This window comes from Acidianus infernus, from assembly GCF_009729545.1.
Lineage (GTDB): Archaea > Thermoproteota > Thermoprotei_A > Sulfolobales > Sulfolobaceae > Acidianus > Acidianus infernus.
The window spans coordinates 1,727,349-1,745,158 of sequence record NZ_WFIY01000004.1 but is presented as its reverse complement, the minus strand read 5'-3'; the positions used below and the strand labels follow the sequence as shown (position 1 = coordinate 1,745,158).

Annotated in this window: 16 protein-coding genes and 1 tRNA gene; 6 read left to right on the top strand and 11 right to left on the bottom strand. The window is 34.8% G+C overall.

What is annotated here, in order from left to right:
* The first annotated feature begins 21 nt into the window (after window positions 1–21).
* Both D1867_RS10060 and D1867_RS10055 read left to right on the top strand, forming a co-directional pair.
* Window positions 22–981, top strand: a complete 960-nt coding sequence (locus D1867_RS10060; RefSeq protein WP_155864015.1) for a BadF/BadG/BcrA/BcrD ATPase family protein — start codon at window positions 22–24, stop codon at window positions 979–981.
* Between the two features lie 26 nt (window positions 982–1,007).
* A complete protein-coding gene (locus D1867_RS10055; RefSeq protein ID WP_155864014.1) occupies window positions 1,008–3,332 on the top strand; it encodes a serine/threonine-protein kinase in 2,325 nt (774 codons plus the stop codon).
* Here D1867_RS10055 and D1867_RS10050 read toward each other — a convergent pair.
* Window positions 3,329–4,144 carry a tetratricopeptide repeat protein gene (locus D1867_RS10050; RefSeq protein ID WP_155864013.1) on the bottom strand — a complete coding sequence of 272 codons (816 nt, stop codon included), beginning with the start codon at window positions 4,142–4,144 and terminating at the stop codon, window positions 3,329–3,331. The genes D1867_RS10055 and D1867_RS10050 overlap by 4 nt on opposite strands.
* A 38-nt stretch (window positions 4,145–4,182) precedes the next feature.
* Window positions 4,183–4,770, bottom strand: a complete 588-nt coding sequence (locus tag D1867_RS10045; protein WP_155864012.1) for a hypothetical protein — start codon at window positions 4,768–4,770, stop codon at window positions 4,183–4,185.
* A gap of 36 nt (window positions 4,771–4,806) precedes the next feature.
* Between D1867_RS10045 and D1867_RS10040 the strand changes: the two genes are divergently transcribed.
* Entirely contained in the window at window positions 4,807–5,610 is an 804-nt protein-coding gene (locus D1867_RS10040) for a DMT family transporter (protein ID WP_155864011.1), read from the top strand.
* Window positions 5,611–5,654: 44 nt separating this feature from the next.
* Here the strand turns inward: D1867_RS10040 and D1867_RS10035 are convergent, their stop codons facing one another.
* Window positions 5,655–6,275, bottom strand: a complete 621-nt coding sequence (locus D1867_RS10035; RefSeq protein ID WP_155864010.1) for a trimeric intracellular cation channel family protein — start codon at window positions 6,273–6,275, stop codon at window positions 5,655–5,657.
* Window positions 6,276–6,889: 614 nt separating this feature from the next.
* On the opposite strand from D1867_RS10035, the gene D1867_RS10030 reads away from it, so the two are divergent.
* Together D1867_RS10030 and D1867_RS10025 are read left to right on the top strand one after the other, a co-directional pair.
* Complete coding sequence (locus D1867_RS10030) at window positions 6,890–7,279, top strand: hypothetical protein (protein WP_155864009.1); 390 nt, start codon at window positions 6,890–6,892, stop codon at window positions 7,277–7,279.
* Complete coding sequence (locus tag D1867_RS10025) at window positions 7,276–7,794, top strand: hypothetical protein (protein ID WP_155864008.1); 519 nt, start codon at window positions 7,276–7,278, stop codon at window positions 7,792–7,794. Before D1867_RS10030 ends, D1867_RS10025 begins: the two co-directional genes overlap by 4 nt.
* A gap of 497 nt (window positions 7,795–8,291) precedes the next feature.
* Here the strand turns inward: D1867_RS10025 and D1867_RS10020 are convergent, their stop codons facing one another.
* The 4 genes from D1867_RS10020 to D1867_RS10005 all read right to left on the bottom strand — a co-directional run bounded on the left by D1867_RS10020 (window position 8,292) and on the right by D1867_RS10005 (window position 12,590).
* Window positions 8,292–9,551, bottom strand: a complete 1,260-nt coding sequence (locus D1867_RS10020) for a phytoene desaturase family protein (RefSeq protein WP_155864007.1) — start codon at window positions 9,549–9,551, stop codon at window positions 8,292–8,294.
* A gap of 78 nt (window positions 9,552–9,629) precedes the next feature.
* The gene (locus tag D1867_RS10015) at window positions 9,630–11,243 is read right to left on the bottom strand and encodes a cbb3-type cytochrome c oxidase subunit I (protein WP_155864006.1); all 1,614 of its coding nucleotides are present in this window, start codon (window positions 11,241–11,243) and stop codon (window positions 9,630–9,632) included.
* Between the two features lie 209 nt (window positions 11,244–11,452).
* Window positions 11,453–11,875 carry a hypothetical protein gene (locus tag D1867_RS10010; protein ID WP_155864005.1) on the bottom strand — a complete coding sequence of 141 codons (423 nt, stop codon included), beginning with the start codon at window positions 11,873–11,875 and terminating at the stop codon, window positions 11,453–11,455.
* 34 nt (window positions 11,876–11,909) lie between these two features.
* The gene (locus D1867_RS10005; protein WP_155864004.1) at window positions 11,910–12,590 is read right to left on the bottom strand and encodes a maleate cis-trans isomerase family protein; all 681 of its coding nucleotides are present in this window, start codon (window positions 12,588–12,590) and stop codon (window positions 11,910–11,912) included.
* Window positions 12,591–12,627: 37 nt separating this feature from the next.
* Here D1867_RS10005 and D1867_RS10000 point away from each other — a divergent pair, with 37 nt between their 5' ends.
* Complete coding sequence (locus tag D1867_RS10000; protein ID WP_240872215.1) at window positions 12,628–13,326, top strand: hypothetical protein; 699 nt, start codon at window positions 12,628–12,630, stop codon at window positions 13,324–13,326.
* Window positions 13,327–13,718: 392 nt separating this feature from the next.
* On the opposite strand, the gene D1867_RS09995 is transcribed toward D1867_RS10000, so the two are convergent.
* From D1867_RS09995 to D1867_RS09980, 4 genes are all read right to left on the bottom strand, one after another.
* A complete protein-coding gene (locus D1867_RS09995) occupies window positions 13,719–15,263 on the bottom strand; it encodes a 4-hydroxyphenylacetate 3-hydroxylase family protein (RefSeq protein ID WP_155864003.1) in 1,545 nt (514 codons plus the stop codon).
* 481 nt (window positions 15,264–15,744) lie between these two features.
* Window positions 15,745–15,821: transfer RNA gene (locus D1867_RS09990), tRNA-Lys, on the bottom strand.
* 56 nt (window positions 15,822–15,877) lie between these two features.
* Window positions 15,878–16,777: an ABC transporter substrate-binding protein gene (locus tag D1867_RS09985; RefSeq protein ID WP_155864002.1), complete on the bottom strand. Its 900-nt coding sequence runs from the start codon at window positions 16,775–16,777 to the stop codon at window positions 15,878–15,880.
* 30 nt (window positions 16,778–16,807) lie between these two features.
* Window positions 16,808–17,797: a zinc ribbon domain-containing protein gene (locus tag D1867_RS09980; RefSeq protein WP_162309166.1), complete on the bottom strand. Its 990-nt coding sequence runs from the start codon at window positions 17,795–17,797 to the stop codon at window positions 16,808–16,810.
* Between the last annotated feature and the right edge of the window lie 13 nt (window positions 17,798–17,810).

The window sequence follows — 17,810 nt, the reverse complement described above, 5'->3', positions numbered from 1 at the left end:
CTTAGTATCCAAACAAAGAATGTGATATTGGCAGTAGACGGCGGTGCAACTAAGACAGTAGCTTTACTTTTTGATGAGAACAAATTTAAAATTAAAGGAATAGGACTAGCAGGATCTTCTAATTTTACAATAATAGGAGCAAGTAAAGCGGAAGAAAACTTAAGAAAAGCAATAAAGGAGGCGGAAGGAGATAAGGCAGATAAGGCAGTTTTTTGTTTAGCAGGAATAGGAGACTCTGCTGAAGATACTAAAAGAGGAGAAGAAATGGTAAGAAGAATTTTCCCTAATGCTCAAGTCTATAATGATGGCGTAGGAGCTTATAGGGCTACCAATTTATTTGAAGATGGCGGAGTTTTTGCTCCGGGTACAGGAAGTGTAGCTTTCTATCAAAAGAACGGTGTATTGCATAGAGTTGGTGGTTGGAGCTGGATTTTTGGTGACGAAGGTTCTGCCTCTTGGATAGCTAAGACCGCTATAACTTATGCAACAAGGGTAGTTGACGGAATTGAGGAAAAAAGTGAACTTCCTCATGCAGTGGAGGAATATTTTAAATTACCTTTTAGGGAGGCAGTAATAAAGCTTTCAAAGGAGCAGGATAAGAGGCTTATTGCTAGTTTTGCAGTAATAGTTGATGAACTTGCTCAGAGAGGAGATCCTTTAGCTTTAAGAGTAATGAAGGAGGCAAGCGAATATATCGTGAGGATGATTAATAGATTAAAGAAAGAAGGCGGAAGAGTTTCGGTGATAGGCGGTGTAATGAACTCTAGAATTATTAGGGACGAAATTTCTTCTTTAGGCGTAAGTATTTTTTATAGTTATCAAGCAGTAATTGGAGGATTGATATTGGCTGGAGTAAAGATGAGTTTTGAGGAGAGAGATATGTTAGCTAAAGAGCTTACGCAAAAGATTTACAATTTACCAGAAGAAGAATTAAAAAACTATTTATTTATAAATATCAAATCAAAATATAGTGAAACTTAAATTATGCTAAGCCTATTTATCTCCAAATGAGAATTAACGAAAAAATCGTCAATACTATTAGACTTTCATTTATAGCATCTTCAATACTCGTGGGCTTCATAATTTTATATCCAATGATTAATGATATTTCCCTATTCTCATCAAATTCAATTATATTTATTGTTACTGAAAGCTTAATAATATATGCTCTAGCGATGTCAATAAAGCCTTGCCTTAAGTCGATAGGAATAGCGCTTGTTTTATCAAATTTATTAATACCGTCATTACTACAGCAGACTTTTAGTTCTATGCTATCTAACATTTCAATTTCTATATTTTTCTATATAACTTTCATAATCTTAACCTTAATAATGCTATTAATTGCATTATTATTTGGAGGAACTAAATTGCAAATAATATATTTAATTATTACAGCATTTATACTATTGCCTATTTTACAGTATTCTATCTTTAATATAAGATGCTACTCATGTATTTTCAAATGTTTGCCTTACTCAATATTATTTTATAATCATATGTTTCTGTTCTATACAGTTTCAGGAATACTAGGATTTGTATTATCAGCTAGCAAAAAAGCAGAAAGATTAGTATTTGACGCAGTAAATAATGTTGCATTGCCTTATTTTCTTTCAGCGCTATTACCATTGATATTTTTACTTTTAATATTAAATAATGTTTCTACACTAAAGGAAATAATATATTATTATATTGTAAATCATTTTGCAACATATTTGATTCTAGTAATGATAGCAGTTTCTGTATTTGGAAGTATAATTTTCAGAGGACAAAGAGATACGGAGTTCGCAATAGTAATATCCTTGGCATCATTGGGCCTAGCTTGGTTCTCCTTTATTTATTCACCTTATTATACATTAGTTTTCTTAATTCTTGGTGCTTCAGTAATTCCGATTAGTTTACCTAATCCTCAGCTCATAGAGAATAAACTATTTAGTGCAATAAATTCAAATTCATATAATAAGGCGGAAAAGTATTTGGATACTTTACTAAAGTTAAATTATACATATACTAAGATCTTCTGTGATGCTGCAGGTAAATTTGAATGTAATTCAATGTCCTGGATTTACTCGAAATTTGCGGGAAAAATAATCTACAATAACTGTAATAATCTTTCAAATGTGGTAAATTGTATAATATCTAAGAATATTATTCCATCAGATGCTAATGTTTTACTTGATGTATTAGTGTTGAAAGATAAGGATTCTGCAGAGAAATTTGCAAGTTATTTGCTCACAAAAAACTTGCCACAACCTATTAAGGAAAAAGCAAAATTAACCCTAGCCTCAATTATGGGTATAGCATCAACTACAAATCCTAAACAACTCCCTCCCTTAGAATCTTGGGATCCCAATATTTGGATAGGTAGCAATTTATACGGCTATAAAATTACTAAGGTTTTAGGGAGTGGAGGAAGTTCATATGTATTAGTTGGAGAAAGAAATAGTCAACAATACGCAATAAAAGTTGCTAAAATTTCCAAATCAAATGTTAATGATATACTTAATGTATTTGGAAACATATCAAAAGAGTCATCTAACTTACAGAGTATTTCTGAGAAGTCACCTAATATTGTTAGAATATTTGGATTTTTTGCGGATTTAAATAGTATAATGGATATAGTAAATGGAAAGTCAGAAGTATATTATTTTACGCCTCCTGCAATAGTTATGGAACTAATGGAAGGGGGTACAGTGGAAGATTTACTAAAAAATAAAGCAATAGTACTCTCAAACTATTGGAAGAAAGTTGTAGCTTTAATCTCGCTTAATATTGCTAACGCTTTAAAAATAGTCCACCAAGAAGGATATGTTCATCTTGATGTAAAGCCTTCTAACATATTCTTTAACAAATATCCAGGGAAAACGGCTGAGGAAATTTACGAGAACATAAGAAATGGAGTAATTTCAGTTAAATTAGGAGATTTAGGTTCTGCAAGAAAGATAGGAGAAAGAGTGCTAGAGTATACTCCACAATACTGTTCAATAGATCAAGTAGAAGCTATGCTCACTAATAAAGGTGCTGACGTAAGAATGGATGTATACGCTTTAGGAGCAACAATTTATAAAATGCTTACTCAAACGCAATTTAATCCTCCTAAGGTGTCAGAACTCATGGACAAGGCTGTTCAAGCCTATGTAAAGAATCAGCCTTATGCTATTTATTTGGAAGAAGCCAGGAAAGAATTAGAGATATTTCACCAAAGGTTTTCTTTACCTGCAGAGTATGCTGAATTTGATCCATTAATAAAAACAATGACTTCTCCAGATATCTTAAAAAGACCTAACATAGATTATGTTATTATGGAATTAAATAAGCTAAATATAACAAGTTAACCATCATTTTCCTTATCGATGTCTATTCTCGCTATATTCTCCTTCTTTTCTTTTAATTCTTTAACAACTTTAATGTCTTCAAACGCTTCTTTCTCCATTCCGCTCTTCATGTAAGATTTAGCTCTTCTTACGTATGCCTCTACATATTCTGGATTAATTTCTATTGATTTGGAATAATAGGCAATTGCTTCTTCATATTTTCCTTTCTTTTCCTTAAGTAAGCCTTTACTGAAGTAAGCCTCGGCATAATAAGGGTTCAAGTTTATTGCAGTATTTATATCACTTTCCGCTTCTTTATCTTCATTTAATGAAATTTTCACTAGTGCTCTATAATAATAGAGTTCGGAATCTAATGGATAAAGCTCGATGCCTCTAGTTAAATCCCTAAGTGCATCGTAATAATTTCCTAAATAGTACTCGGCTATTCCTTTTATTTTATAGTAAAGGGGATTAGAAGAAAGCTCGTCATTTATTTCGTTTAACTCTTCAATAACTTTCTTGTAATCCTCTTTCCTCAAATATATAGTAGCCTTAATTATCTTAGCTTCAGTAGAATTAACGTCTTTTAATTCGTCCAAGGCATCAGAATACATTCCTCTAGATAGTAGTATTCTTGCTTTCTCTACCTTATTTCCAGCCTTCTCAAAATATTCTAATGCTTCATCATCTTTTCCCATTTCAAGGAGGATTTTTGCCATTAGCTCGTAAGCTTCTTTTGTGGGATTTTTACTAACTAATTCTTCCAATTTTCTTAATGCTAAATTCAAGTTACCGCTATTATATTGTTTGATAATATCATCTATCTGTGACATTAATTATTATTGGATAAGAAGAAATTAAAAACCTTTGACTATGAAATTATGCCATATTTCTTTAAGATGTCATTATACGATAAGGAAACTCCAGTTGAAAATCCTAATAATTTAATATAAAGCTCTAAGTGAGTTAAGTAAGAATTTTTAATATTTTCTAGGTATTTTATATCTATAGCCCAGAATGAATTCAAAACTTCCTTAAAGTCTTCCCTTATTTTCTCGTTAGTTAGCTGGTTATAAATGGCTGAATAGTAATGAGTAAGCGATGATAGAAATTTTGTTATTCCTTTTTCTTTCATTTTAATCGAAAAATAAAGAGGAACAAAAGATATTGAAGATATTGCCTGAATATCGCTTTCAACAATAGGTTTCTCTTCTCTAAATAAGGAAAGGTAGGCCAAAGCCCTAAGTTTATCTGCCCCTCTAGAGTAAATTCTAGGAAAATTATTTACAATTACAAATCCAGGCTTTCCTTCTATCTGTACTCCGTTGCAATGGAAGTGAATTATGCAGTTTTTCTCGTAAAAGTTCGAGATATAAATGAATATTGAAAAGAAATTCTGAATTTCTTTTCTAGTTTTTTCGTCCTCTATATCGATTTTTACATCTTCAAACTCCAACATTAATTAAATAATGTAATACACTTTTATTAGTATCAAATGAGAACAAGCGGTCACATAGATTTAACTCTAGCAGCTTTCTTCTGGGGCACAATTGGGATAGTAGTTAATTACTTTTACTTACTTGGCGGGAACCAGTTTGCGATGGTAATAATAAGGAGTGTAGTCTCCGCAGTCGTTTCCCTGTTTATTGTGAAAAAAATAGTAGTAAATAAATATGCTATAGGTATGGGTTTTGTTTCTTCGCTCTTTTATTTAACATATATTTATACAATTCCAGTTGACGGTCCCTCACTTTCTGCAGTATTACTTTACACTGCTCCCCTCTGGGTTTCAATATTTTCCTACTTTCTGGTTAAAGAGAAGACTACTTTAGGAAAGATTATCTCGTCAATAATGATTTTAGCCGGTTTATATATCATGTACTTAGGAGTTCCTACTCTCCAGCAGTTCCTTTTGGGCTTAGCTTCGGGCTTAACTTACGCAGGTTTAATATCCTTTTCTCGACTCCTACAAAAAAAAGGTATGAACGATTGGGAAATAATATTTTCACAGTCCCTCTGGTCAATACCTTTCTCTTTACCTTTTGTTAGAGTCCTAAATTTACCTTCAGTTTACGCCGGTATTTATCTTGCAATTTTTGCCACCGTAATTCCTTATTTCTTCTTTTACAGGGGAATGAAGAAGACCGACTCAATAACCGCATCAATAATTACCGCATTAGAGCCTGTATTTACAATAATACTTTCAATGATTATTTTTAAAGAGTTCCTTAACATTTATGAGACAATAGGGACAATAATCATTTTATCAGCAATATTCCTTAGCGTTAAGATACATTAGGATTTGGGCTTAATTAGTTTTACAGAAAATAAATTATATGAACTTCACGATTTATCGAAAACTGCTGATGAAGGCAACTTCCACTTCATCCTAATAGCAAGAAGTCTTAGAGTAAACGTTAAAAGTAGAACTAAAGTAGTAAGGAATCCAGTCTGCACGCCTAACTCCGCTAAACCGTAATATATTGTAGAACCTATAATTGACGCTGAGGCATAGAACTCCTTAGTTAAAACTAGGGGTATCTCATTAGCCAATATATCCCTAAGTACTCCTCCGCCTACAGCGGTTATAGTTCCTACCATTATAACCAGCAGGGGATCTGGTCTTAAACTAAATGCCAAAGAAGCTCCAGAAGCAGTAAATGCTCCTAGACCTAGAGCATCTGCATATATTAAAGGCTTACTTACGTGAGTAAATTTCTTGTAGAACGCAAAAGTAACTATGCTAGTAATAAAGGATGCTGTGGGGTAAGGTATGTAAATTAAGTTTGTGGGTGGAGTAATTCCTAGCAGTAAGTCAGCTAAGATTCCTCCAGCCAATGAAGTTGAAAAACCTAGTGTTATAACACCAAGTAAATCCATTTTCTTTTCAATAGCCTTCATAGAACCTGATATTGAAAATGCAATAATTCCTATGTAATTAGTTATTAAAAGTATTAAACTCATCAACCTAGGCTAGAAGCTGGAGTAAAAATGTTTTTCCACAATCAATTTCTCTCTATCTTAACGTTCCTCCCTAGATAAGACGAAGTGAGGCTTAGGATATCCATTACAGAGATGGGGGTTAAGGGATGAAAGGGGATGAATATCCCAAGACGTTAATGGCGCTCCTCCCCAGCTCAAGTATGAGCAACCAGCAATAGTGGACTAGGTGAATGAAAGTCCCTCACTCTTCCAATGCTCTGAGCCACCCGAATCGATGAACCACTTGGGAGGGAACCCTTTAGGAGGAAGTCAGCTAATTTATCTAGATACTAATGCACTGATAACGGTCTTCCATTTGTGCTGAATTCCTTCCTTAAGCATCTCAAGGGCAATTCTTAATTCAACCAAAGTAACAAAGGAAATGGAAGGAGATAAGAGAGGTAAACTATAGAAGGAGAATCTAAAAATTATCTTTAAGTAATACCATAAATTACTGTTATTTAAGTTGAAGGGCACTTGTAGGGAATATGCAGATATAATAAACATAACGATAAAATTTGTTAACTGTTAGCATATTCTTGAATCAGTAGTTCTAACTGCAAAAAGTTTTTTACTAGAGAGGTTAAGAGGATGATGTGAAAACTGTAGGACTTATAGCATTTATTGCAGTTCTTTCAATTGAATTAATTTTTATGAACGCCTTGAACTCATTAAATCAAGGGGTCTCACAACTCTCTAACATCAATATTTTCAGCCAACCAAAGATGTCTTTCTTTGCAGAAGGTAATAAATTAGAAGTGTGCATAAATAATCCTGAGAATTTCCCTGTAATAGTTTGCAGTATAAATGGAAAAGAAATAAGTTTACCTAGTTCAGCAGTTATTCCAGCACAGACGGCAGAGAATATTACGTTACATGTTAATAATTATCATGAATTTTACAATAATATCAAAAATGATAATTGCATCATTTTTATTAAATTACATTTTCTTAATGTTACTGTTTGTACAAGTGAGAGAATATGATAAAATATCCATTATCTACATTGGCTTTAATACTAAACGTTATTGTAGCACTCTTACCTTATTGTTGGTGGACATATTCTGTAGGAGGAATTGTTAGGATTAATGATTCCTTATTTCTATTGAATATCTACTTTGAAGGCCAGTATTTGTATATTTCCAATTTTATTAATATGATACTTTTTGCATTTAGATTTTATGTCATAGCAGTTTCCTTGTATTTTCTTTATCTTATGCTTAGAAAAGGTGAGAAAAGAAGTTACTTGCTAGTAGCATGGGCTTCACTATTCTATATCCTAGATCCAGTGATAATTTACATAATATTTAATTATGTAATTTCACACTTCGTTCAAGGCGTTACTTATCCATTTTTCATTATAGGACAGGAAAGCGTAGAATTCGTAGACTCAGGATATCAAATAACAATGCTTATACAAAGTTATCCGACGTTTACGTACTGGTTTTCATTAGCTGTAGGAATAATAAACTTGATTTCTAGATTTCTCAAGAAATATTAAAAGACTTTAATAATCTACGATGATTCTTACTCCTTTGCAAGGAGGAACTTACGGATAGCACTACAAAAGCTAATATGCCATAAAATATGCTTATAATTTATAAATAAACCTTATTATTAAAGGAATTATTATAAACATCGCATAGTGAAAAGGTATGTTTAACGAATTAGCTAAGTTCTTATCTTTCTCATCTTTAGTTATAACTAAATTGGACTAAGTCAATAATAATCCGTTCGGAAATACCAAAAAGTAGAAAGAGCTATTCACAATCAACAAAAATAGAGCCTAAATCACGGCACTAGAAATTCTCATTTTCTTCTAACGCAATAAGAACGGGACTTTCATCTATAAATTCTGGTTACCTCTCCTACAGTCGAGCTGGGGAGAAGCGTCATTAACGCCACTATGATAGTACTGACGGGGAAAGCATTTTAATAAAAGAAGGCTATCCATTCGTCCCTTAATCCCTCATTCATAAAATCGTGTTGACTAAGAAATTAAATATCTTCTATTTCCTTTCCCAGCTTTTCCTTAACTATTAGTCTCGCTGAATTGTAACCTGGAATGCCGGAGACCTGACCTCCAGGGTAAGTTCCTGCTCCTCCTAAGTATAAGTCCTTTATGGGAGTTTTATACCCCCAACCTTTCTCTGGCCTTCCATCAAATAAGTACGGTTCCTTCATAGGTAAATGGTTTAAATTACCCGCAGGCAAATTATATATCTCTTCCGCAATTCTGGCATCTAATTTATCAACGTAAACTATTTCGCCTTTAAACCTTTCAATTACTTCTTCATAATTACCCATGAATTCCATTATTATTCCTCCCCTGTCGTCAACTGTTGAAGGAATTACAACTTCTCCGCCTTCGAAGTCTATTATTGAATTGACGAAATTCTTTATCCTCTCATTTACCTTAGGAAATTCCTTTAATATTACATTATATTTAACCCACCTATTTTTACCTAGAGTAAACTTATGCTCATATTCGGCCAATTTCATAGTTTCTGCAGGACTTGCGGTAGACAAAATAACATCTGCCTTGTAAACCTTATCCCCAACCTTAACTCCTACTGCCCTATCATGTTCAACAAGAATTTTATCCACCTTTTCTCTCACGAAATTAACTCCTAGCTTATTGGCCTTCTCAAAGATCTTCTCGGCAACTGTTCCCATACCGCCTTTTACGAAAGACCAATCGTCGTAAAAGTAAGCCACTAGGTAAGCAGGAGAATCTTCCATTCCTGGATAAATGAAGAAATCGTGCAGATCTCTCGAAAGGTACTTTGACAGGAACTCTTTTGAAGGTCTCATAACTTCTTCTATTCCGGCATTTTTAGCTTCTTCTATAACCTCTTTTTCTGAAGGCGGAGTGATTACGAAAGTAAACTTTTCCTCTAAAAGTTTCTTAAATTTGAATATCTTCTCTTCAAATTCCGGAAACTTATCTTCTCCTGCCTTTATTAATTCCTTTATTCTCTTTTCCCTATTCCTCCAGAATGGGATTATCCTATCTTCTAACCATATTGTTTGTATTGGGTCTTGTTCAATTACTGGTATTTCAAATTCATCTATGAATTTTTTGGGCATTAAACCTAGGACGTAGGACGCTCTACTTACTTTAACTCCTTTTATTACCGTAGTATCAGTCATTCCTCCGAATTTATTATCAAAAATTAACACTTCAAAACCTGCCTTTCTTAAATAGTAAGATGCGATAAGTCCGTTATGTCCAGCACCGATTATTATTGCTCTCATGCAGTATATAATTAATTTAAGGAAAAAAGAAGCTTTCATAATAAGAAAGAAGAGAAAAAATTATGAAATATTGAGGCGTTATTTCTTTTCAAATGCTCTTATTAATGCCGACTTTAAGCTCTGTAAAGGTACTTCTATCTTATCTAATCTTGGCGCTTCTAACGTTGAAGCTATGAATGATACTGCGTTATCCAAGCTTACTCCTTCAAAGTTTTGAGTCTTTCCTTTTAATAGTGTTAATACTAGGTTTCCTAGCCATATTAATGTTGCAAAGTCTGCTATCATTGCTCCTACGCTGGCTACAACTTCTGGAGTAACGTAAGCAGGAATCAATGGATAAATTTCAGCCTTTCTTACCAAACCTGATAGTCCTAATGCGTCAAATCCTACTATTATCATTGCTGTTCCTATCATGTAGCCTACCATGTGAATCCAGCCTAGCTTAGTTGAGTACCACATTCTACCGGTCAACATTGGTATCATATAATAAAGGGTTGCAAATCCCGCTGGAACAATTGACCAGAATATCATTGCGTGGAAGTGCCCAACTACCCACATGCTATCATGAATTATTGCGTCAAAGCTTATATCACCGTTAGCAATTCCAGTTACTCCAGCTGCAATTGCTCCTGCAAAGCTAATTGATATCCATGCTGTGATCAAGTTCATCTTTACTTGTGCTCCTTTAACTGTAGCCCATAAGTTGAAGAACGTCATCATTGATGGTACAACAACACCGTATGTTAATACTTCTTGTAAGATTTTCAAGTATACTGGTAAGTCTACCATGTATAAGTGGTGTATTGGTACGTTGTTGGAGAAGACAAGGTAAAGAAGTGCTGCAATTCTTCCCATTTTATCGCTGTATAATGGTTTTCCTGCTAAGAGCGGTATTAAGTAGTACATTGCTCCAACAGCGGGCATCCAGACTATGTATACAATAGAGTGCCATAATATTCCGAAGGCAATTTGGTTAGATATTACGTTTAGTCCTACAAGTCCGTAGTAGTTTAATATATCCCAGGTATTAGCCGCAACTTCTCCGCTCCAACCTATTGCTATCATTAGTGAAGTCATTAATGCAAAGACTCCAAATATTGGTAGTTTTTCTTTATACGTCTTAGTTGCAAGGTAGTAATGGTAAATTAGCCATATAACATATATGTAAACACCTATATCCATTAATTCCCAGCCAAAAAACCATAGCGGAGATACTACATCTTGTGAATATGCAGGTAATCCATAAGGTGACAAGTAATACCAGCTTTCAGCTGGGAAGTAATTATCGTTGAACGTTGGATACGCAACTATTGGTCCTTCAAGTAACATGAATGCTATGTTGAATAGTATGAATCCAATGTTAAGGAACCACTTTGCCCTTGGTTGGAAGTTCAAGATCTTATAAGATAAAAATACAAAGATAGCAATTTCCAACTGTACTGCAAAGCCGAATAAGTCTCTCATTGCGTGTAATCCTATTCCTGCATAGTACTCTTGTGAAGTAAAAACTAAGGTTTGAGAGACTCCCCAGCTTAGTTCTTGAATTCTCACCATTAACGCATCAATAATTCCTAGGATTCCCCAAATTAGACTCATTACTATCATTGCCATTGATATTCTGCTTACCCAGTCCTTATCCAATTGGAATACAGCATTAACTAGGTTAATTAAACCTTTTGAAACTGAACTCATAGGTGTTAATGAACTTTTAGGGAATATATTTTTTACATTGTCTGAAGTATATACGTTTTCTAACTTTTTAATAAATCTTTTTAGAGATCTATCTAAATTAAGTTTACATTGTTAACATTGTCCGTAATGAATAAATAAAATCTAGAATAAATGTATTTTTAATGAAGTAAGTATAATAAACCAAAATACAGAGTGATTAAAGTAAGTAATTATTTTCTTCCTTTTCTTATTTCAACTAGAACTACTCCTGCTCCTATTATGAACAAGAGAACAGAGAAAAGGAATTCATAGAATTTACTATCGCATAAGGCCTCTACAGTGTACTTTATTATACTTATGCTTTGATTATCGTTATTCAAAAATACCAGCAAGCTGCCTTTCCCATTATTTTTAACCAAAGCAATGTACTTACCGTCTGCTCCATAAGTATTTATTATAGATCCATTAACAATTCTTAGGCTAACATTTCCTCCGCATATTTTGTAATAAATGAAGGTTATTGGCGAATTAATTCTCATTGTGTATCCATCATTTGGGTTCAATCTTATCTCTTTATAATGATCTTGTGAATAAAATACTAATGCCGAAATGGATATCAGCATCAGCAGTATTCCTATTATTATTCTATTCACAGACATAACTACATTCTATCATTATAAAAGTTTTCTATCTTAATTCAAACCCTGGCGTAATGCCCTTAACTTTAATCTTTTGCAAAGCCTTCCACATCGCTGCAACGTTTTCTGTTACAATAGGCATTCCCAAATCCTCGTGCAGGTATTGCGATGCCTCAAAAGTTGATAATGCGGTACAAGCAATGTAAACAGCATCTGCCTTAAGTACGTCTTCCAAATTCCTTTTTACTAATCTATAGATTGTAAAAACCGGAGTGTTAGAAATATCAACACCCTTAATCTTACCTAGACCATCAAAGCCTGTTACCTCAAATCCTTGAGACCGTATCCAAGATACTTCCTCCAAAGTTCTCTCCTTTATATAAGGAGTACCGACCCAAACCTTCTTAACTCCTAACTTTCTTAGTATTTCAACTACAGCTTCTTCTGGTATTACGACATCCTTAATTATTTCCTTAATAATGTTACCGTGCTTATGAGTCCCATAAGTTCTACCGTAAATTATTACGTCAGAAACTTCGTGGAGTAAGTAGTAAGTTTCCTTAATTTCCTGTCTAAAAGCCTCAACGTCAGTAGGCTCACAACCCTTTGTAGGCTTCATTCTGGTAACGTGTATTGTAACCCCTTCTGGAGCCATTTTCCACAAGTCATATTCCATTGCTGCGTTATTTGCTGGGATAATTACTCCTATTCTACCTCTTCCTCCAGGCATGGATAAGATTATAATGCCAATTTAGATAAAACTATTTGTGTTAAAGAAAAAAATTATCAGAGCAATTGACGATTTCTTCCAGTATAAGAAATCTGGAGATGACGAAATCCTTAATGAAGTTTTAGATAAAATTGAATATAAGAATAAGTATGTAATAATAGATGGAGAAGAGAGGATAAAAGTTGAGAAAAAGAAGGACGTGGTAGGAGTATTTTTAGCAAATATTCCTTATATAATTCTAGGTCCAGGAGAAATACATGACGATCTACCGGAAAAGGTTAGAAAAATACAATCTGGAGCAATCAAACTCTTAGAAATAGGGGGATTTAACGAAATAGCTACTTTAGAAATTTACCTAGTTATGGAAATGTCTTTGAGGGCCTTGTATAGTGAATGGTTAAAGAAGGCTGAATACATAAAATATGGTAAAACTAAGGTTAAGGTAAAGAATCTGGATTATCGCAGGCTCAAATTACTCTTAAAAAGGAAGGGCTGGAGTAAATATAAGGTAAAAGTTAACGGGGAAGTATTTCCTTATTCCCAGGGTTCTCTCTTAGCATGGGCTGAGAGGTTCATGGATGATAAGACTAGCTTAGCTTTTAGGCTAGCAATTAACGTAAGGAATTTATTAGCTCATGGAGAATTTGAATGGAACCTTTATCCTACAATGAAGTCGTTAGAGTCTGCCTCACAAGCCTCCTGGTTGTTGTTCGAGAAATTAAGGAGAGCTAGTTAAATAGAAAAGCGTTAAACTTGCTCCGGAATTTTTCTTTTTAGAAAAGGAAATAGCGTATTGGAGATGCCATAATAAGCCGATAATTTTCATAACGAAGACATTGAATATAAGTTGCGATGAAGTGAGGTAATTAACTCGTGGAAAGAAGAAACCAAGGATTTTATATTCTCCCTTGAGGAACAAGATCTAGGGTTCTTTAATCCAGATATTACTGGATTATTAAAGTCCTCAGACCTAAGTTTTGAGTATGCAAGAAAAATACTCTCAAACAAGTTCGTAATTAATTACATAGTGCTAAATAGAGAAAGAAAACATGACAGGTACATGGATTGTATAAGATATCACGTAAAGATATTACTTCAAGGAAAATTCTGATGTTTTTATAACCCCTTTTATTTTCCACCACTAGCAGTTACTGTATTCTTCTCAGCTTCTTTAGCTAATTTTTCAGTTTCAGATTCTTTCCAAGGTTCAACCTTCTTTGTAAACTTGACGTTTGATTTCATCCCTGCCAATCTCTTAGCAACTTCCTCTGCATAGCTTAAATTATACAACCTGCTGAACATTATACGTTGAGCTGCTGGACTCCCAGCACCGTGAACTGACTCTATCTGGAAAGCAACTCCTAAAGCTACGTTTTCCAGTAGTCTAACCATCCTTATCCTATCTTCTGCGGTATATCCATCAACTCCTTGTAAGTACTTTGCTAATAATTCCTTAATCTTAGGATTCTTCAAATCCCATTCACTCGGCGCAGTTCCTAATATTCCTCCGGCAATATCAATTGCTAATTGAGCTATCTGTGAAGGGAATCTAGTAACTAAATGCTTTGTAACGTTAGCCTGCATCGGGTTAACCCACCAACAGCCTGGACAAACCTCAATCCCGTTTAAGCTTGCTGCAATTCCCGCAGCATACATAGTCTCAGTTAGGAAGATTTCCTCATTAATCTTGTCTTGAACGTGGGGAGCTTTCTCGACTCCTATTTGCTTAGCTAAATTGTAAGTAGCACCAATTATTACGTCTCCTAACCCTGCTTTACATCCTCCGTATCCTTGCCTATGATAGGCTGAGAATATTTCAACTAATTGGCTTGTGTATTGCCAATCCTTCATTAGAAACACTCTTTCCATGGGTACGAACACATTATCAAATATAACTAATCCCTCGTGGTTGTAAAAATAGGGCAATGCATCTATTTCTCCGCCTTCAAGCCTTCTTGCATCGTTTAATTGCCTTCCAACTATTATTTTTATTCCTTCAGTATCGGTAGGAATTGAGAAAGCAACTGCATAATCTTGATCTTCAGGTCCCATTGCCCTTGTAGGCAAAACTACAATCTCTTCGCTAGCGGCAACTCCGGTAATGTTTGCCTTTGCTCCTGAAACGTAAATACCGTCTTTCGTAACTTCAGTAATCCTTACGTAAGCGTTCTTATTGGGCTGTTCGTGAGGTTTCAGAGTCCTTACTCCTTTTGCGTCAGTCATTGCTCCTGCTAAAGCTAAATCCTTCTTTTGTACGGTCTTTAAGTATTCTATGAACTTCTCTTTGGGTTCAGTTTTTCCGTGCTGTGCCATTAATTCCGTTATTATATAAAGAGTGTTTAAAGCGTCGTATCCTACACATCTTTGGAAACACGCTCCAACCTTGTGGCTTATTTTTCTCAGAAGTTTTACTTTTGCCGCTAGATCCTCTGGTGATCTATGAATGTGGTTAAACCTATTAACTTCCTCGTTAATGAAAGGGCTCCAAACTCTAGCCAAGTCCTTTGTATCTTCGTCCCAGGCTGAATCAAATGTTGCCTTAAAAGCTAAAACTGAGGGCTTTAGGAAGGGATTAGTTGTTACGTCTTTAACTTCCTTACCCATTACGTAAATTTCTACCTTATTTCTTACCTTAATTGAATCTAAATATTCCTGTCCTGTTCTAATTCCCATGAGCTATATTGGGATTTAAAGTTTTTAAACTTTAGTATAAGCTTTTCTTAAATGAAAAAAACTTATGTTTCTGACCTCCTCCCCGCCCTGAAGGGCGAGGTTTGTCGTTCATTTTATCATCTTTAGAAAACCTTATTTACAGAAAACGGAGTTAAGGGGCGGAAAGCTTTACTGACGGATAGCCCAGAAAGTTTAAAAACTTATCCATTTAGTGATGGTAACAACACTATTCTCCACTGTGGGAGGGGCAACCAGCATTCATAGATGAAAGTCCCCCACTCTTCCAATGCTCTGAGCTACCGAATCGATGAGTCCCTTGGGAGGTAACCCTTCCAGGAAGAAGTCAGAAGAGCTTCTGCTGATGGTAACTTTAATATCGTTACAAACTTAATTCAATAAAGTTCATAGTGGACTTGAGTAAATGTATAAGGGTAATAAAAACAAAGACTAGGCATAAACTTTACCAACTCACGAATAGGTGTGGCGGGCCCGCCGGGATTCGAACCCGGGACCTACGGGTTAAAAGCCCGCCGCTCTACCTAGCTGAGCTACGGGCCCAGCTAAAAAATTCTGTTCACGCATTGCTTAAAAAATTTCCGTAATTATTTTAAAGATTAAAGTCTTATCCCATATTTTCTTTCAACTTCTCCTGTAGTATATATTTCCTTTAAGGCATTTAGGAATTCTAGCGTCCTTTGAGATGCCCTAGCATAAAGAGGTTCTAAAACGTAAACGTGGCCTTCCTTTACAGCATTTAAATCGCTGTAACCGGGTAAAGTAGTAATCTTTTCAATTTCCATTAAAGACCTGCTGACGGAGAAACTGCAGGGCGATATTATAAGGTAATCTGGATTGAACTCTCTTATTATTTCCCAATCGAACGTTCCTCCTTGTCCTCCTGGTCTTGCTAATGGTTTAGAACCCATTAAACTCACCATGTCGGAAACCCATTTGCCTATTAAGTGGATTGGTTTTATCCATTCAATTACAACGGTCTTAGTACCCTTTGCAATTCCCTTAGTTTCTTCAATACTTTTCTCAAATTGTTCTTTAAGTTCTTCAGCCTTTCTTTCTCTACCAATAGCCTTTGCAATCTTCATAGTTTCTTTTGGTATATCCATGAACGTGTAAGGATTGTAGACTTCCATTCGCGAAATCCTGAAGTTTTTAGGCGTAGAAAACTTTACCCTTCCTCCCAAAGTTGTTATTGAAGGTAGGGCGCAAACTTCACAAATTCCCTGACCTACTATTAAATCTGGCTGCAACTCGTAAATCTCGTCCCATAAAGCCTCGTGTAAGGGTTTCCTTTCTTTGATGTGTCTCCTTACTATTTCATCAATTACTTCTGACGGTAAGGAGTTATCGATGTTCACGAGCTTTCTAGTTACCTTTACTTTATGTTTAACTTCCTCTGGATAATCTGCATCTTCTGGGACTCCCACAATCCTAGATGTTCCGTCTAGAAATGACACTATTTCCGTAGTTGCTGGGTCGAGTGTTACAATTCTTTTCATATGAATAGAGTATCCATACGTGTTAAAAAATTACATTGGTGGGGATGACTTCATTGTTATTGCGTAGATTAACATAAATATAGAGTCAAGAATTCCAAGCGCTCCTGCTAATATCCCTAAAACTCCAGCTGTAAGATATGTACCGTACATTGCATGCAGTAATGCTGAAGAATAAGATGATGGTGCTCCTGCAGATACTTGTGAAATACCCGTAATTAATGTCCCTATTGTAAATATTAGTATGCCTATACTATAACCTATCGATACAATCATTTTTGCGTATTCTCCTTTATAGAAATATGGAATTAAGTTGAATATGATTACTATGCTAACCGCTACCCCCCAAAGGAACGATTCAAAGTTGAAGTTATTGTAATACGTATATGCATAGATTAGAATTATTCCTACAACTTGGATTATAGAGTTCACTAGTTGCCCTAAGTCCATGAAAATGCTTAGTATTATAAATATGACGCCTATTAAGATAATTATTCCAGCAGTAATGTTATCACATAATGGAACTCCGTAAATTGTTAATCCTCTCACTACAATTGATGATGAACTTGTTTCTTTTGCTATGAGTATATATGAAATTGCTAGCAACAAAAATGCAAATATTCCCAATATTATAGTCAATTTCTTAACTTCTAATCCCTTAACTGGAAATGAAAAGATGGGAGCTATTAGGTAAAATATTGCCGAGATCATTAAAAGCGAATCTATTGCTATTGTTGTTGCACTGCCGGAATATTTAGCTGAGGATGTAAGCGCATCCACCGTAAATAATATAGTTGTTAGTCCTTCAAATATAATAGCCAAGATTACCAATAATTTACCATACTTTGTTAGAGTCGGTATATATCTAGATACTCTTGTAGCGGTATCGATTAATGGTTGAATTTGCGGTTGAGTTGGCTGTTGTGATGGTTGCTGTAGTGTGGAAAAATCAAATCCGCATTTAGGACAGAACCTTGCATCATCTGGTACCTGGGTTCCGCATCTTGGACAGTATTTAACCATAGTATCATTTATA

Excerpts from the sequence above, each read along its gene's own strand:
- D1867_RS10035 (WP_155864010.1), bottom strand. The coding sequence starts at position 6,275 with ATGAGTTTAATACTTTTAATAACTAATTACATAGGAATTATTGCATTT.
- D1867_RS10025 (WP_155864008.1), top strand. The coding sequence starts at position 7,276 with ATGATAAAATATCCATTATCTACATTGGCTTTAATACTAAACGTTATT.
- D1867_RS10040 (WP_155864011.1), top strand. The coding sequence starts at position 4,807 with ATGAGAACAAGCGGTCACATAGATTTAACTCTAGCAGCTTTCTTCTGG.
- D1867_RS10020 (WP_155864007.1), bottom strand. The coding sequence starts at position 9,551 with ATGAGAGCAATAATAATCGGTGCTGGACATAACGGACTTATCGCATCT.
- D1867_RS09980 (WP_162309166.1), bottom strand. The coding sequence starts at position 17,797 with ATGGTTAAATACTGTCCAAGATGCGGAACCCAGGTACCAGATGATGCA.
- D1867_RS10015 (WP_155864006.1), bottom strand. The coding sequence starts at position 11,243 with ATGAGTTCAGTTTCAAAAGGTTTAATTAACCTAGTTAATGCTGTATTC.
- D1867_RS10055 (WP_155864014.1), top strand. The coding sequence starts at position 1,008 with ATGAGAATTAACGAAAAAATCGTCAATACTATTAGACTTTCATTTATA.
- D1867_RS10045 (WP_155864012.1), bottom strand. The coding sequence starts at position 4,770 with ATGTTGGAGTTTGAAGATGTAAAAATCGATATAGAGGACGAAAAAACT.
- D1867_RS10050 (WP_155864013.1), bottom strand. The coding sequence starts at position 4,144 with ATGTCACAGATAGATGATATTATCAAACAATATAATAGCGGTAACTTG.
- D1867_RS09985 (WP_155864002.1), bottom strand. The coding sequence starts at position 16,777 with ATGAAAAGAATTGTAACACTCGACCCAGCAACTACGGAAATAGTGTCA.
- D1867_RS09995 (WP_155864003.1), bottom strand. The coding sequence starts at position 15,263 with ATGGGAATTAGAACAGGACAGGAATATTTAGATTCAATTAAGGTAAGA.
- D1867_RS10005 (WP_155864004.1), bottom strand. The coding sequence starts at position 12,590 with ATGCCTGGAGGAAGAGGTAGAATAGGAGTAATTATCCCAGCAAATAAC.